This is a genomic window from Streptomyces sp. WAC 01529 (assembly GCF_003945545.1).
GTDB classification, from domain to species: domain Bacteria; phylum Actinomycetota; class Actinomycetes; order Streptomycetales; family Streptomycetaceae; genus Streptomyces; species Streptomyces anatolicus.
On sequence record NZ_CP029617.1, the window covers coordinates 5,260,887 to 5,278,316 of the forward strand.

At 72.2% G+C, this 17,430-nt stretch carries 2 protein-coding genes; both read left to right on the forward strand.

Annotation, left to right across the window (positions count from 1 at the left end):
* The first annotated feature begins 232 nt into the window (after positions 1-232).
* The gene (locus DMA15_RS23860; RefSeq protein ID WP_125514814.1) at positions 233-6,757 is read left to right on the forward strand and encodes a type I polyketide synthase; all 6,525 of its coding nucleotides are present in this window, start codon (positions 233-235) and stop codon (positions 6,755-6,757) included.
* Positions 6,754-17,409 (forward strand): type I polyketide synthase, encoded by a 10,656-nt coding sequence (locus DMA15_RS37585; RefSeq protein ID WP_125514815.1) that lies wholly within the window; start codon positions 6,754-6,756, stop codon positions 17,407-17,409. The genes DMA15_RS23860 and DMA15_RS37585 overlap by 4 nt, the downstream gene beginning before the upstream one ends.
* Positions 17,410-17,430: the final 21 nt, after the last annotated feature.

Genomic DNA, 17,430 nt, shown 5'->3' on the forward strand with positions numbered 1-17,430 from the left:
AGGTGCGTCCGGCGGTAGTCCGCCCACCTCGGCGCGCCCGCGGAAGGGGGCGGTCCCGCCCGTCACCGGCACTGTTGTGCCGCGGTGACGGGCGGCGCCGCCCCCTTTGACATCGCCTGGCAGCACCGGCCGGGAAAAAGCTTCCGCGTGGCTGTATCCGGCGGGACCACCGCCGGATCTAGCAGGTCGACCACATGGTTGCCGGCATAAACCCGAAGGTGGGGAATCAAGCATGGCCCTCGAGAAGCACGACGTCGTCGGCGCCCTGCGCAAGTCGCTGAAGGAAACCGAGCGTCTGCGGCGGCAGAACCAGCAGTTGCTCGACCAGGCGGGTGAGCCGCTGGCGATCGTGGGCATGAGCTGCCGATTCCCGGGAGGCATCGCCTCGCCGGAGGACCTGTGGTCCCTGGTCGCCGAAGGGCGCATGGGCATCTCGGAGTTCCCGGGCGACCGCGGCTGGGACCTGGACAACCTCTACGACCCGGACCCCGACCACGCGGGTACCGCCTACACGCGCCACGGCGGATTCCTCGACGGCATGGCCGACTTCGACGCGGAGTTCTTCGGGATCAGCCCGCGCGAGGCGCTCGCCATGGACCCCCAGCAGCGACTGCTCCTCGAAGGGGCGTGGGAAGCCTTCGAGGACGCGGGGATCAACCCCACCGGCCTCAAGGGCAGCGACACCGGCGTCTTCTGCGGGCTCATGTTCTCCGACTACCAGTTCGTCGCGAGCCAGAGCGAACAGCGCCCGGACATCGAGGGCTACCTCTCCATCGCGTCGTCGCCCAGCGTGGCGTCGGGCCGCATCAGCTACACCCTCGGTCTGGAGGGCCCCGCGGTCACCGTGGACACGGTGTGCTCCTCCTCCCTCGTGGCGATCGACCTGGCGGGCAAGTCCCTGCGCTCCAAGGAGTGTTCGCTCGCCCTGGTCGGCGGAGCGACGACGCTGGCGCGGCCCAGCGCCTTCGTGGAGTTCAGTCGGCAGCGCGCGCTGTCGCCGGACGGCCGCTGCAAGGCGTACGCGGCGGCGGCGGACGGTGTCGGATGGGCCGAGGGCATGGGCCTGCTCGTGCTGGAGCGGCTCTCCGACGCGAAGCGCAACGGCCGCAGGATCCTCGGCCTGATCCGGGGCTCCGCCGTCAACCAGGACGGTGCGAGCAACGGTCTGACCGCGCCGAACGGCCCCTCCCAGGAGCGGGTGATCCGCCAGGCGCTCGCCAACTCCGCGCTCTCCCCGGCCGATGTGGACGCCGTGGAGGGCCACGGCACGGGCACGCCGCTCGGCGACCCGATCGAGGCGGAGGCGCTCCTTGCGACGTACGGCCAGAACCGCGAGAACGGCCCGCTGTGGCTCGGCTCGATCAAGTCGAACTTCGGTCACACCCAGGCGGCCGCCGGTGTCGCCGGTGTGATCAAGATGGTGATGGCGATGCGGCACGAGACGCTGCCGCCGACCCTGCACGTGGACGCGCCGTCCCCGCACGTGGACTGGGAGTCCGGCGAGGTCGCCCTGCTGACCGAGGCCAAGCGGTGGCCCGCCGGTGAGCGCGCCCGCCGCGCCGGTGTCTCGTCCTTCGGCGTGAGCGGTACGAACGCCCACGTCATCCTGGAAGAGGCACCGCGCGAGAGCGCGGCCCCGGCGGACGAGGCGCACGAGCCGAGCGGCGCGCACCCGGCCGCCCTCCGCGGGCCCGTGCTCGTGCCGCTCTCCGCGCGCGGCGAGGCGTCCCTGCGCGAGCAGGCCGACCGCCTGCGGGCCCACATGATCGCCCGGCCCGAACTGGACCACCTGGACATCGGGTTCTCCCAGGCGACCGCACGCGCCCACCTCGAACGCCGTGCCGTCATCCTCGCCCCCGACCGGGGCGCCCTGCTGACCGGCCTGAGCGACCTCAGCTCGGCCGAGCCCGCGGCGAACGTGGCGGAGGGCCAGGTCACCGGATCGGTCGTCAAGCCGGTGTTCGTCTTTCCGGGGCAGGGTGCCCAGTGGCTGGGCATGGCGGTCGATCTCCTTGATTCCTCCCCGGTGTTCGCGGCGGAGATCGGTAAGTGTGCTGAGGCGCTGGCGGAGTTCGTGGACTGGGACCTGGTGGATGTCCTGCGGAGCGCCCCGGGGGCGCCGACGCTGGACCGCGTCGATGTGGTGCAGCCTGCTCTGTTCGCGGTGATGGTGAGTCTGGCGGCGCTGTGGCGTTCGTATGGTGTGGAGCCGTCGGCGGTGGTGGGGCATTCGCAGGGTGAGATCGCTGCCGCGTATGTGGCGGGTGGGTTGTCGTTGCGGGATGCGGCGCGGGTTGTGGCGGTGCGCAGTGTGCTGGTGCGGGATCGTCTTGCCGGGCTTGGCGGGATGATGTCGGTGGCGTTGCCGGTGGAGCGGGTCGAGGAGTTGATCGCTCCGTTCGCGGGTCGTGTGTCGGTGGCGGCGGTGAATGGTCCGGCTGCTGTGGTGGTGGCGGGTGAGCCGGGTGCGTTGGATGAGGTGTTGGCGCGTTGTGAGGGTGAGGGTGTTCGTGCGCGTCGGGTGAAGGTGGACTATGCCTCGCATTCGGCGCAGGTGGAGGCCATCGAGGGGGAGTTGCTGGCGGCGTTGGCGCCGGTGAGGCCGGTGAGTGGGCGGGTGCCGTTCTACTCCACGGTCACGGGTGGCTTTGTCGACACCGCGGGCATGGATGCCGGGTACTGGTACACCAACCTGCGCAGCCCCGTCGGGTTCGAACCCGCCATCCGCGCCCTCACCGAGAAGGGCATGGGCTGCTTCGTCGAGGTCTCCCCGCACCCCGTACTGACGATGGCGGTCTCGGAGACCCTTGAGGCCGCGCACGGCACCGACCAGCGCGTGGGCGTCGTCGGATCCCTGCGGCGCGACGAAGGCGGTCTCGGCCGCTTCCTGCTCTCGCTCGGCGAGGCGCACACCGTCGGCGTCAAGGTCGACTGGGACGCCGTCTACGCGGGCGCCGGGGCCAAGCGCGTGGACCTGCCCACGTACGCCTTCCAGCGCGAGCGGTTCTGGCTGACGCCCTCGCTGCGCGGCGGTGACCTCACCGCGGCGGGCCTGGAGCGGACTCGGCACCCGATCCTGGCCGCGGCCGTACAGGTCGGCGACCGCGACGAGTGGGTCTTCACCGGCCGCATCTCCACCGACACCCAGCCCTGGGTACGCGACCACGTCGTACTCGGCGCGGTCGTCGTGCCCGGCGCCGCGCTCGTCGAACTCGTCCTCGCCGCCGCCCGGCACATCGGCTGCGACCTCCTCGACGAACTGATCCTGGAGGCCCCGCTCACCCTCGACGAGGACAGCGCCCGGCACCTCAAGGTCACCGTCGGCCCGCCCGACGAGGACGGCCGCCGCGAGATCGTCGTCCACTCCCTCTCCGAGACCGGCACCGACCCCCAGGCCGGGGCCGGGACCGGACAGGACGAGGCCCGGCAGGTCGTCCGGCACGCCCGAGGCCGCCTGGCGCCCGAGGCGGAGCCCCTCACGCCGTTCCCCGCCCACTGGCCGCCGGTCGCGGGCACCGAGACCTCCGTCGACGCCCTGTACGAGCGCCTCGCCGACATCGGGCTCGACTACGGCCCCCTCTTCCAGGGCGCGCAGACGGTGTGGCGCAGCGGCTCCGAGATATACGCCGAGGTGGCCCTGCCCGAGGGCACCGCCGTCGACGGATTCGCCGTCCACCCGGCGCTGTTCGACTCCGCGCTGCACGCCACCATGGTGGACAAGGAGCCCGGCACCGCACCCGACCTGCCCTTCTCCTGGTCCGGGGTCCGGTGCGGCAGCGCGACGCCCGCCGTGGCGCGGGTGCGCATCGCCCCCGCGGGCGAGTCCGCCTTCCGCATCGACGTCGTCGACGAGAACGGCGACCTCGTCGTCGCCGTCGACAGCCTCGCCGTACGCCCCGTGGACCCTGCCCGGTTCGCGGCCGCGGGCGGCGGCCAGAACACCCTGTTCCAGCTGGAGTGGACGCCGGTCACCGGAACGCCGGGGCAGGCCCGCATCGCGGTCATCGGCGACCTGGACGCGCCGGGCGAGCGCTACGCCGACCTGTCCGCCCTGGAGACCGCGCGCGCCGAAGGGGCCCTGGACGTCGACCTGGTCCTCGCCGCGATCGAGACCCCGGCCGACGAGGACCCCGCCCGCGCCGCGAGCGCGGTCGCCGAGAGCACTCTCGCCCTGGCCCAGCGGTGGCTGGCCAGCGAGTGGCTGGGCGAGGCCCGCCTGGTCGTGGTGACCCGCAACGCGGTCGCCGCCGCCGCCGACTCCGTCGACCTCGCGCAGGCACCCGCCTGGGGCCTGCTCCGCAGCGCCCAGACCGAGCACCCGGGCCGCTTCGTCCTGGTCGACACGGACGGTGGAGCCCAGCCCGACTGGACGTCCCTGACCGGCCTGGACGAGCCGCAGCTCGCGGTGCGCGGCGGAGCGCTCCTCGCGCCCCGCCTGGCCCGCGCGACCGCGGGTCCTTCCGGCGACGCGTGGCGCCTGTCGAGCACCCGCAAGGGCTCCCTGGAGGACCTCGCCATCGTCCCCTCGGACGGTGCCCGCGCGCTGGGCGTCGGCGAGGTCCGCGTCGCCGTGCGCGCCGCGGGGCTCAACTTCCGCGACGTGCTGATCGCCCTCGGCATGTACCCGGGTGACGCGCCGCTGGGCAGCGAGGCGGCCGGTGTCGTCATCGAGGTCGGCTCCGCCGTGACCGACCTCAAGCCCGGCGACCGGGTGTTCGGCCTGGTGATGGACGCCTTCGGCCCCGTCGCCGTCGCCGACCGCAAGACCGTCGCACGCATGCCGGAGCAGCTCACGTTCGCCGAGGCGGCCGCGATCCCCGTCGTCTACCTGACCGCCTACTACGGCCTGGTCGACCTCGCCGACCTCAAGGCGGGCGAGAAACTGCTCGTGCACGCGGCCGCCGGAGGCGTCGGCATGGCCGCCGTGCAACTCGCCGAGCACTTCGGCGCGGAGATCTTCGCCACGGCGAGCCCGGCCAAGTGGGACGCCGTGCGCGCGCTCGGCGTGCCCGCCGAGCGCATCGCCTCCTCCCGCGACCTCGGGTTCCGCGACGCCCTGCACGAGGCCACCGGCAAGACCGGCGTGGACGTCGTGCTGAACTCCCTGGCCGGTGAGTTCGTCGACGCCTCGTTCGAACTGCTGCCGCGCGGCGGACGCTTCATCGAGATGGGCAAGACCGACATCCGCGACCCGGAGGCCGTCGCCCGCCAGCGCGAGGGGGTGCGCTACCGCTCGTACGACCTGTTGGAGGCGGGCCCGGACCGCATCCAGGAGATGCTGGTCGAGATAGCCGGCCTGTTCGAGCGCGGCACCCTGACCCCGTCACCGATCCGCGCCTGGGACGTACGCCGGGGCGCGGAGGCCTTCCGCTACCTGCGCGAGGGCCGCAACGTCGGCAAGGTCGTGCTGACCGTGCCCGCGCCGCTGGACCCCGAGCGCACCGTACTGATCACCGGCGGCACCGGCGGCCTCGGCGCCCTGTTCGCCAAGCACCTCGTCAACCGGCACGGCGTACGGCACCTGCTCTTGGTCAGCCGGCGCGGCCCCGCCGCCGACGGCGCCGCCGAACTGGTCGCCGAACTGGAGGCGCTCGGCGCACAGGCCCGGGTCGCCGCCTGCGACGTGGCCGACCGGGAGCAGGTCGCCACCCTGCTCGACTCCGTCGAACGCCCGCTCACCGCCGTCATCCACACGGCCGGCGTGCTCGCCGACAGCGTCATCGAGTCGCTCTCTCCCGAGCAGATACGACACGTCATGCGGCCCAAGCTGGACGCCGCGTGGCACCTGCACGAGCTGACCTCCCGCATGGACCTGTCGGCGTTCGTGCTGTTCTCCTCCGCCGCGGGCCTGCTCGGCAACGCGGGCCAGGCCAACTATGCCGCCGCCAACTCCGCGGTCGACGCGCTCGCCGCGCTGCGCCGGGCGGCGGGCCTGCCCACCCTCTCCCTGGCGTGGGGCCTGTGGTCCGACTCCACGGGCATGACCGGCGAGCTGGACGAGGCGGACCTCGCCCGCATGGAGCGCACCGGCATCGGCGCGATCTCCAGCGGCCTCGGCCTGGAACTGTTCGACCAGGCGCTGAACTCCGAAGCCGCCCTGCTCGCCCCGGTCCGCCTCGACCTCGGCGCACTGCGCGAGCAGGCCAGGTCCGGCATGCTGCCCGCCCTGCTGCGCGGCCTGGTGCGCACCCCCGCGCGCCGCGCCGACAACGCCCGGTCGCTGGAGCGGCTGCTCACCGGTGTGGCCGAGGCCGACCGCGAGCAGGTCGTCCTCGACCTGGTGCGCAACCAGGTCGCGTCCATCCTCGGCCACGCTTCCGCGGACGCCGTCGACGCCGAGCGCGCCTTCAAGGACCTGGGCTTCGACTCCCTGGCCGCAGTCGAGTTGCGCAACCGGCTCAGCCAGGTCGCCGGGATGCGGCTGCCCGCGACGCTGGTGTTCGACCATCCCACCCCGGTCGAGGTCGCCCGGATGATCCTCGCCGAGGTCGGCGGAACGGCCGCGGGGCCCGGCCCCTCGCCCCTCGAAGGGGAGCTGCAACGCCTTGAGGCGCTCCTGATCGCCGTGGCGGGCGACGCGCAACAGCTGGGCGGTGCGGAATCCCGTATGCGTTCGCTCAGCAACCGCCTGCTCACGCTGCTGAGCGCGACGGACACCGACCAGGACGACACCGAAGACAACCTCGAAGAATCCCTCGACTTCGTCTCCAACAGCGAGATGTTCGACATGATCGACAAGGAGCTCGGATCCGCATGACCGGGAAGACTGAGGACGGCCGGGCCGGATTGACGAGCGACGAGCAGAAGCTCCGTCAGTACCTGATGCGCGTGACCGGCGAACTGCGCACCGCCAACCGCCGGGTGCGCGAGCTGGAGCAGCGCGACGTCGAGCCGATCGCGATCGTCGGCATGAGCTGCCGGTACCCGGGCGGCGCCAACTCGCCCGAGGAGCTGTGGGAGCTGGTCGCGGCGGGCCGCGACGGCATGGGCCCGTTCCCGACCGACCGGGGCTGGGACCTGGAGGGGCTCTACGACCCGGACCCGGAGCAGCCCGGCACCGCGTACGCGACCGAGGGCGGCTTCATCGACACCGTCACCTCCTTCGACGCCGACTTCTTCGGGATCAGCCCGCGCGAGGCGACCGCCATGGACCCGACCCAGCGGCTGACGCTGGAGACGGCCTGGGAGGCCTTCGAGGACGCGGGCATCGACCCGACGACCCTGCGCGGCAGCGACACCGGCGTGTACGCAGGGACGGTCTCCTCCGACTACGGCCCGTCGACACTGCCCGAGCTGGAAGGGTTCCGGGTGACCGGCACCCAGAGCAGCGTGATGTCGGGCCGAGTCGCCTACAGCCTGGGTCTGGAGGGCCCGGCGGTCACCATCGACACCGCCTGCTCCGCGTCCCTCGTCGCCCTGCACCTGGCGGCGAACGCGCTGCGGTCCGGCGAGTGCTCGCTGGCGCTGGCCGGTGGCGTCACCGTGCTCGCGGGCCCCTTCCTCTTCGTCGAGTTCAGCCGCCAGCGGGGCCTGGCCCGCGACGGCCGGTGCAAGGCGTACTCGGCGTCGGCGGACGGCACCGGCTTCTCCGACGGCGTCGGCATGGTGGTCCTGGAGCGCCTGTCCGACGCGAAGCGCAACGGCCGCAGGATCCTCGGCCTGATCCGTGGCTCCGCCGTCAACCAGGACGGCGCGAGCAACGGCCTGACCGCGCCGAGCGGCCCGGCACAGGAGAGGGTGATCCGGCAGGCGCTGGAGAGCGCCGGGCTGAGTCCCCTTGAGGTGGACGCGGTCGAGGGCCACGGCACGGGTACGAAGCTTGGCGACCCGATCGAGGCGCAGGCGCTGCTTGCCACGTATGGCCAGGAGCGGGACGGCGATCCGCTGTGGCTGGGCTCCATCAAGTCGAACATCGGTCATACGTCGGCTGCGGCGGGTGTGGCTGGTGTGATCAAGATGGTGATGGCGATGCGGCACGGTGTGCTGCCGCAGACGCTGCACGCGGACGAGCAGTCACCGCACGTGAACTGGGAGTCGGGCCGCGTCGAGCTGCTGACCGAGGCGCGGGAGTGGAGGGGCGGGGACCGTCCGCGTCGGGCGGGTGTGTCGTCGTTCGGCGTGAGCGGGACGAACGCGCACGTGATCCTGGAGGAGGCGCCGGCCGCCGAGCCGGCCGAGGCCGAGCCTGTCGAGGCGCCCCGGCCCGCGGGCCCGGTGCCGGTGGTGTTGTCCGGGCGGACGGATGCGGCGCTGCGGGCGCAGGTGGAGCGGTTGCGTGAGCGGGTGTCCGCTGATGCGGGTGCCTCGGTCGCGGATGTTGCTCTCTCGTCGGTGACGTCGAGGGCGTTGCTGGATCGCCGGGCTGTGGTGGTTGCCTCGGATCGTGCTGAGTTGCTGGCGCGGTTGGGTGAGGTGTCGGCGGAGGCTGGCGTCTCGGGCAAGTCGGCGTTCTTGTTTACGGGGCAGGGGTCTCAGCGGGCCGGGATGGGCCTGGAGCTGGCTTCAGGGTTCCCCGTTTTCGAGCAGGCGTTGAGTGAGGTGTGTGCGGAGGCTGATCCGAGGTTGGGTCGGTCGTTGCGGGAGCTGCTGGCGGCTGAGGGTGACGTGCTGGACTCGACGGAGTTCACGCAGGTCGCGTTGTTCGCTGTAGAGGTCGCCCTGTTCCGGCTCGTGGAGTCGCTGGGGGTTCGGGCGGACTTCCTGATCGGTCACTCGGTCGGCGAGATCGCTGCCGCGCATGTATCAGGGGTTCTCTCCCTTGCCGACGCCTGCGAACTGGCGGTTGCTCGTGGGCGGTTGATGGGTGCGTTGCCTGCGGGTGGGGCGATGGTCGCGGTGCAGGCCGAGGAGGCTGAGGTCGCGGAGTCGCTGGCCGGGTTCGAGGGGCGTCTCGATATCGCTGCGGTGAATGGGCCGCGTGCGGTCGTGGTTTCCGGTGACGCGGACGCGGTGGAGGAGTGGCTGCTGCTGTGGGAGGGGCGTAAGACGACCCGGCTTCGGGTTTCGCACGCCTTCCATTCGGCGCGGATGGAGCCGATGCTGGCCGAGTTCCGTGCGGTTGCGGAGGGGCTGACGTTCGCGGAGCCTCGTATCCCGATCGTCTCGAACGTCACCGGTGAGTTGGTCACCGTCTTCGATGCTGAGTACTGGGTGAAGCACGTACGCCAGGCGGTGCGCTTCGCTGATGGCATCCACACCCTGTGGGAGTCGGGCGTCCGCCGCTTCCTGGAGCTGGGCCCCGACGCGGTCTTGTCCGCGATGGCCCGCCAGTGCGTGGAAGACTCCGAGGCCGCCTTCATCCCCGCGCTGCGGGCCAAGCGCGGCGAGCGCGAGACCTTCGCCGCCTTCGTCGGCCGCGCCCACACGGCAGGCATACGGGTGGACTGGGACGCCTTCTACACCGGTACGGGCGCTCAGCGCGTCGAGCTTCCCACGTACGCCTTCCAGCGTGAGCGTTTCTGGCTGACGCCCGGCACCGGTGCCGGGGATGTCGCGGCCGCCGGGCTCACCGCCGTCGACCATCCGCTCCTGGCGGCCGCCGTCCAGATCGGCGACCGCGACGAGTGGATCCTGACCGGGCTCGTCTCGGCCGAGACGCAGCCCTGGGTGGCGGAGCACCTGTTGCTCGGCACCATGGTCGTGCCCGGCACCGGGCTTGTGGAGCTGGCCCTCACGGCCGGACGCCACGTCGGCAGCCCCGTACTCGACGAGCTGGTCCTCGAATCGCCGCTGCTCATTCAGGACGGCGTCACCCGCCAGCTCCAGATCACCGTCGGGGCGGCGGAGCCGGACGGCCGACGCGAGCTCGCCGTCTACTCACGGCCCGAGCACGCCACCGGGGAGACCGAGAGCACCTGCCACGGCCGGGGCACCCTCGGCCCCGACAGCGCGCCCGCTGCGGCCTGGTCGGAGCAGTGGCCGCCGCGGGACGCCGAACAGGTGCCCGTCGACGACCTCTACGGCCGCCTCGCCGACCTCGGCTACGACTACGGCCCCCTCTTCCACGGCGTCGAGGCCATGTGGCGCGACGGCGACGAGACGTACGCCGAGGTGACCCTGCCCGAGGGGCACGAGGGCTTCGGCATCCACCCCGCGCTCTTCGACTCCGCGCTGCAGAGCGGCGTGGTGCTGCTCACCGGGGAGGGTGCGGCGGCGCACCTCATGCCGTTCAGCTGGAGCGGGGTACGGCTCGACCGCGCCGGTGTCTCCCGGCTGCGGGTCCGCTCGACCATGACCGGTGACACCTCGCTGCGGCTGGACGCCGTCGACGAGGACGGGAACCCGGTGGTGTCCGTGGGTTCCCTCGTGGTGCGCCCCGTGGAGCAGGAGCGCATCGACGGCGCGCGCGGCGACGCGCGGCAGTCCCTGTACGCGGTGGACTGGACGCCGATCGAGACCGGTACGGGTACGGCCGTCGACGCGCGGGACGCGGATGTCGTACGAATCGGCGCGGGGGAGACCTACCCGGACCTGGACGCACTGGAGCAGTCACTCGCCGGGGGTGAACCGGCGCCACGAGCGGTGCTCGCCGCCGTTCCCACCACCGGTGGGTCCGCCCCCGCCTCGGTGCACGCCACGGCCGCCCAGGCACTCGCGCTGGCGCGGCGCTGGCTGGCCGCCGGTGAGGGGCTCGCCGAGTCCCGGCTGGTGATCACGACCCGAGGCGCGGTCGCCGTGGACGGCGAGGGCGCTGATGCCTCTGATGCCGCCCAGGCGGCGGTGTGGGGTCTGCTGCGCAGTGCGCAGACCGAGCATCCGGGGCGGTTCCTCCTGGTCGACCTCGACGACGACGATGTCGTCGAAGGGCTGCACTGGGGCGGTCTGACGGAACTCGACGAGCCGCAACTCGCCGTACGAGGCGGCCGTGTCCTGGCGCCCCGGCTGGCCCGGGCGGACGCCGGGCAGGCGGTGACCGAGTTCGACGCGGACGGGACGGTGCTGGTCACGGGTGGTACGGGTGGCCTGGGTGCGGTGTTCGCGCGGCATTTGGCTTCCGTGCATGGTGTCCGTCATTTGCTGCTGTTGAGCAGGCGTGGTCTGGAGGCTGAGGGCGCGGCCGAGTTGGTGGCGGAGCTGGCGGGGCTGGGGTGCCAGGCCCAGGTTGCCGCGTGTGACGTATCCGATCGGGAGCAGTTGGCTGCGGCGCTGGCTTTGGCGGAGCGGCCGTTGACGGGTGTGGTGCATGCGGCTGGTGTGCTGGATGACGGTGTCATCGAGTCGTTGTCGGCCGAGCAGGTCGAGCGGGTGATGCGGCCGAAGGTGGATGCGGCTTGGCATCTGCATGAGCTGACGGCGGGGGCGGAGCTTTCGGCGTTCGTGCTGTTCTCGTCGGTGGCCGCTTTGATCGGCAGCCCTGGGCAGGGAAATTACGCGGCGGCGAACGCGGCGTTGGATGCGCTGGCCGCCTCCCGTCGTGCTGCGGGACTGCCCGCCACCTCCCTCGCCTGGGGGCTGTGGGGCGACGCCGGCGGTATGGCGGACCAGCTCGCCGAGGCCGATCTCGCCCGCCTGGAGCGCACCGGTGTGGGCGCGCTGTCCAAGGAGCGCGGACTCGAACTGTTCGACCTGGCGCTCGGCGCGGACCGTGCCCTCCTGGCGCCCGTACAGCTCGACCCGGCCGCGCTGCGCGCCCAGGCCAGGGCCGGTCTGCTGCCCGCGCTGCTGCGCGGTCTGGCTCCCGCCCCCGCCCGGCGCGCGGAGACCGGCGGTTCGCTCGCCCAGCGCCTGGCGGGCACCACGGAGGCCGACCGGGAACGGATCGTCCTGGACGCGGTGCGGGAGCAGGTCGCAGCGGTACTCGGTCACGCCTCCGCGGCGGCGATCGACACCGAACGCGCCTTCAAGGACCTCGGGTTCGACTCGCTCAGCGCGGTCGAGCTGCGCAACCGGCTCACCCAGAACACGGGCGTACGGCTGCCCGCCACCCTCGTCTTCGACCACCCCACCCCGGACGCCGTCGCGAAGCTGCTGCTCTCCGAGATCGGTGGCGCGGTGGCAGCGCCGAGGAAGCCCGTCGCCCGTGCGAAGCGGGGCGAGCCGGACGAGCCCCTCGCGATCGTCGGCATGAGCTGCCGCTACCCCGGCGGGGTGACCTCCCCGGAGGAGTTGTGGAAGCTGGTGGCCGCCGGCCGTGACGCGGTGGGAGGTCTGCCCACCGACCGTGGCTGGGACCCGAACATCTACGACCCCGACCCGGACAAGCCCGGGAAGATCAACACTCGGGGTGGCGCCTTCCTGGAGCGGATCGGGGAGTTCGACGCCGAGTTCTTCGGCATCAGCCCGCGTGAGGCCGTGGCCATGGACCCGCAGCAGCGGCTGCTGCTAGAGGCGTCGTGGGAGGCCTTCGAGGACGCGGGCATCGACCCGACGACACTGCGGGGCAGCGACACCGGCGTGTTCGCCGGTGTGGTGACCACCGACTACGGCGGCATGGCCTCCGCCGAGCTGGAGGGCTACCGCCTGACCGGCACCACGACGAGCGTCGTGTCCGGCCGTATCGCGTACACGCTGGGCCTTGAGGGCCCCGCGCTCTCCGTGGACACGGCCTGCTCGTCCTCCGCCGTCGCCCTGCACCTGGCCTCCCAGGCGCTGCGGTCCGGCGAGTGTTCGCTGGCGCTGGTCGGCGGTGTGACCCTGCTGGCGGGCCCGTACCTCCTCACCGAGTTCAGCCGCCAGCGGGCCGTGTCGCCGGACGGCCGCTGCAAGGCCTACTCGGCGTCCGCCGACGGAACCGGGTTCTCCGACGGTGTCGGCGCGCTCGTGGTGGAGCGGCTGTCCGACGCGAAGCGCAACGGGCACAGGATCCTCGGTCTGGTCCGTGGCACCGCTGTAAACCAGGACGGTGCGAGCAACGGCCTGACCGCGCCGAACGGCCCTTCCCAGGAGCGCGTGATCCGGCAGGCGCTCGCGAGCGCCGGTCTCGCGGCGTCCGCTGTGGACGCGGTCGAGGGTCATGGCACGGGTACGAAGCTGGGTGACCCGATCGAGGCGCAGGCGCTGCTTGCCACGTATGGGCAGGAGCGGGACGGCGATCCGCTGTGGCTCGGCTCGATCAAGTCGAACATCGGTCACACGTCCGCTGCGGCGGGCGTGGCGGGCGTCATCAAGATGGTGATGGCGATGCGGCACGGTGTGCTGCCGCCGACCTTGCACGCGAATGAGCCGTCTCCGCATGTGGATTGGGACTCGGGTGAGGTGCGGCTGCTGACGGAGGCCCAGGACTGGGCGGTTGATGGGCGTCCGCGTCGGGCGGGTGTGTCGTCGTTCGGCGTGAGCGGGACGAACGCGCACATCATCGTCGAGGAGGCGCCGGCCGAGGAAGCGCCGGTGGCGGTGGAGCGGGTTGTACCCGTGGCCCCGGTGCCGATGGTGTTGTCCGGGCGGACGGATGCGGCGTTGCGGGCGCAGGTGGAGCGGTTGCGTGAGCATGTGGCGGCGCGGCCTGAGCTGGCGGTGACGGACACGGCGTATTCGCTGGTGACGTCGAGGGCGTTGCTGGACCGGCGGGCTGTGGTGGTTGCCTCGGATCGTGCTGAGTTGCTGGCGCGGTTGGGTGAGGTGTCGGGCGGCGAGTCGGCTGTCGGTGGTAAGTCGGCGTTCTTGTTCACGGGGCAGGGGTCTCAGCGGGCCGGGATGGGCCTGGAGCTGGCTTCAGGGTTCCCCGTTTTCGAGCAGGCGTTGAGTGAGGTGTGTGCGGAGGCTGATCCGAGGTTGGGTCGGTCGCTGCGGGAGCTGCTGGCGGAGGACGGTGACGTGCTGAACTCCACGGAGTTCACGCAGGTCGCGTTGTTCGCTGTTGAGGTGGCGCTGTTCCGGCTCGTGGAGTCGCTGGGGGTTCGGGCGGACTTCCTTATCGGGCACTCGGTCGGCGAGATCGCTGCCGCGCACGTATCAGGGGTTCTCTCCCTTGCTGACGCCTGCGAACTCGCTGTCGCCCGTGGCCGGTTGATGGGCGCGCTGCCTGCGGGTGGGGCGATGGTCGCGGTGCAGGCCGAGGAGGCCGAGGTCGCGGAGTCGCTGGCCGGGTTCGAGGGTCGTCTCGATATCGCTGCGGTGAACGGGCCGCGTGCGGTCGTGGTCTCCGGTGACGCGGACGCGGTCGAGGAGTGGCTGCCGCTGTGGGAGGGCCGTAAGACGACCCGGCTCCGGGTCTCGCACGCCTTCCACTCGGCGCGGATGGAGCCGATGCTCGCCGAGTTCCGCGCGGTCACGGAGAGGCTGACGTTCGCGGAGCCCCGTATCCCGATCGTCTCCAACGTCACCGGTGAACTGGTCACCGCTTTCGACGCCGAGTACTGGGTGAAGCACGTACGCCAGGCCGTGCGCTTCGCCGACGGCATCCACACCCTGTGGGAGTCGGGCGTCCGCCGCTTCCTGGAGCTGGGCCCCGACGCGGTCCTGTCGGCAATGGCCCGCCAGTGCGTGGAAGACTCCGAGGCCGCCTTCATCCCCGCGCTGCGGGCCAAGCGCGGCGAGCGCGAGACCTTCGCCGCCTTCGTCGGCCGCGCCCACACGGCAGGCATACGTATCGACTGGGACGCCTTCTACGCCGGTACAGGCGCTCAGCGCGTCGAGCTTCCCACCTACGCCTTCCAGCGTGAGACCTACTGGCTCTCTCGCAAGCCCGGCTCCGGGGACGCCTCCGCCGCCGGGATGGACCGGATGCGGCACCCGATTCTCGCCGCGGCCGTGCAGGTCGGTGACCGCGACGAGTGGCTCTTCACCGGCAGCCTGTCGCAGGAGACGCAGCCGTGGACGCGCGACCACATGGTGTTCGGCATCGTGCTCGTGCCCGGTACCGCGATGTGCGAGATGGCGTTGACCATCGGCAGGCGGCTCGGCTGTGACGTCGTGGACGAGATGATCATCGCCGCGCCTCTGGTGCTGGAGGACGACGTGACGCGGCAGATCCGGGTCACCGTCGGCGTGCCCGGCGAGGACGGGCGCCGCGAGATCGCGATCTTCTCCCGGGTCGAGGCGGGCGAGGACGTGGCCACCGAGCTGACCTGCCACGCGCGCGGCTGGCTCTCCGCCAAGGCCGAGCCCCTGGAGCCGCTGCCGGTCGCCTGGCCGCCCGCGGACGCCGAGCCGCTCGCCGTCTCCGAGCTGTACACGCTGCTCAACCGGAACGCCCACCTCACCGATGTGGGCTTCGACTACGGCCCGGCCTTCCGTGCCGTGCAGGCCGCCTGGCGCCGGGACGACGAGGTCCTCGTCGAGTTGGCGCTGCCCGAGGCGGCCGGGCCGGCCGACGGGTTCGCCATCCATCCGGCGATGTTCGACTCCGCCCTGCACGGCGGGCTCGGCATGCTCGACATGGGGGAGAACAACCCCAGCGGCCTGCCGTTCTCATGGTCCGGCGTCCAGTTGCAGCGCTTCGGCCTCACCCGGCTCCGGGTGCGGATCACGCTGCCGGACCCGATGTCGCTGCGGCTCGACATCGCGGGCGAGGACGGGCTGCCCGTGGCCTGCCTGCGGCGACTCGACGTCCGCCCGGTGGAGGAAGCGCACCTGGAAGCGGCACGGGGCGACGGCGAACGCGACCTCTACGCGCTGGACTGGGTGCCCGCGCAGGCCGCCGCGCCACGGGCCGTCGCGCTCGCCGCGATCGGCACGGCCGGCTCGGACGGTGGGGCGATCGAGCGGTTCGCCGATCTGGAGGCGCTGGAGAAGGCCCTGTCGAACGGTGCGGCCGCGCCCGACGCGGTGCTGGCCGAGGTCGGTACCCCGGCCGGTGCCACGGTCGTTGACGTGGCCGGGGCTGCCCGGTCGGCTGTCGGCGGCGCGCTGGAACTCGTACAGAAGTGGCTGGCCAGTGAGACGGCACCGGCGGAGTCCCGGCTCGTGCTGGTGACGCGGAACGCGGTGTCCACGAAGGGCGAGGCTCCCGATGTCGCCCAGGCGGCGGTGTGGGGTCTGCTGCGCAGCGCCCAGTCCGAGCACCCCGACCGGTTCCTCCTGGTCGACCTCGAAGACGGCGGCGACGAGCCCGACTGGGGTGCGGTCCTCGACACGGATGAGCCACAACTCGCCGCCCGGCAGCGCCAGTTGCTGACGCCGAGGCTCGCACGTGTCGGTACGACGGTCAGCGCGGCGCCCGCTCTCGGTGACGCGGACGGGACGGTTCTGGTCACGGGTGGTACGGGTGGCCTGGGTGCGGTGTTCGCGCGGCATCTGGCCTCTGTGCATGGTGTGCGTCATCTGTTGCTGCTGAGCAGGCGGGGTCTGGCGGCTGAGGGCGCGGCCGAGTTGGTGGCGGAGCTGGCGGGGCTGGGCTGTGACGCCCAGGTCGCCGCGTGTGACGTATCCGATCGCGAGCAGCTTTCGGCAGTGCTCGCGTCGCTGGCGCGGCCGTTGACGGGTGTGGTGCATGCGGCTGGTGTGCTGGATGACGGTGTCATCGAGTCGTTGTCGGCCGAGCAGGTCGAGCGGGTGATGCGGCCGAAGGTGGATGCGGCGTGGCACCTGCACGAGCTGACCTCCCGCATGGACCTGTCGGCGTTTGTGCTCTTCTCGTCGGTTGCCGCTTTGATCGGTAGTCCTGGGCAGGGCAATTACGCCGCCGCGAACGCGGCGCTGGACGCGCTGGCCGCCTCCCGTCGTGCTGCGGGGCTGCCTGCCACCTCCCTCGCGTGGGGGCTGTGGTCGAGCGCCTCCGGCATGGGTGCCCAGCTGGGTGAGGCCGAACTGGCCCGCCTGGAGCGGTTGGGTTCCAAGGCGTTGACGGAGGAGCAGGGGCTCGCTCTGTTCGACCAGGCGCTCGCTTCGGACGCGGCGCTCCTTGCGCCGGTCCGGCTCGACATGGCCGTCCTGCGCGCCCAGGCCAGGACCGGATCGATCGCGGCCGTCCTGCGCGGGCTCGCGCCCGTCGCGGCCCGGCGCGCGGCCGCCCCGACGGTCTCTCTCCGCGACCAGCTGGCCGGAGTCGACGCGGCCGACCGGGAGCAGATCGTGCTGGACACGGTCCGCGCCCACGTGGCCGCCGTACTCGGCCATGCGTCGGCGGCGGCCATCGAACCCGACCGCGCCTTCCAGGAGATGGGCTTCGACTCGCTCGGCGCCGTCGAACTGCGCAACCGGCTCACGCAGGCCACCGGTATGCGGCTGCCCGCGACGCTCGTGTTCGACCATCCCACGCCCGCGGAGATCGCGCGCCTGCTCCTCTCCCAGCTCGGGGGCGTCGGCACCGAACCACTCATCGAAAAGGAACTGAAGAAGCTGGAAGACATGCTCGCCGCGATCGCGGACAACGAACGGCGGCAGGTGGCCGACCAGTTGCGCCGCATGCTCTCCGCCGTCAGCGACCACGGGGAGCACGGGGAAGAGGAGAGCACCGCCGAGCGCATCGAGGCGGCCAGCTCCATGGACGAGGTCCTCCAGATGATCGACGCCGAGTTCGGCGAAGCGTGACAAGGGGCGGGCGACGCGTGA

Bases quoted from the DNA above. Each gene is read 5' to 3' on its own strand.
- DMA15_RS23860 (WP_125514814.1), top strand. From the start codon at position 233: ATGGCCCTCGAGAAGCACGACGTCGTCGGCGCCCTGCGCAAGTCGCTG.
- DMA15_RS37585 (WP_125514815.1), top strand. From the start codon at position 6,754: ATGACCGGGAAGACTGAGGACGGCCGGGCCGGATTGACGAGCGACGAG.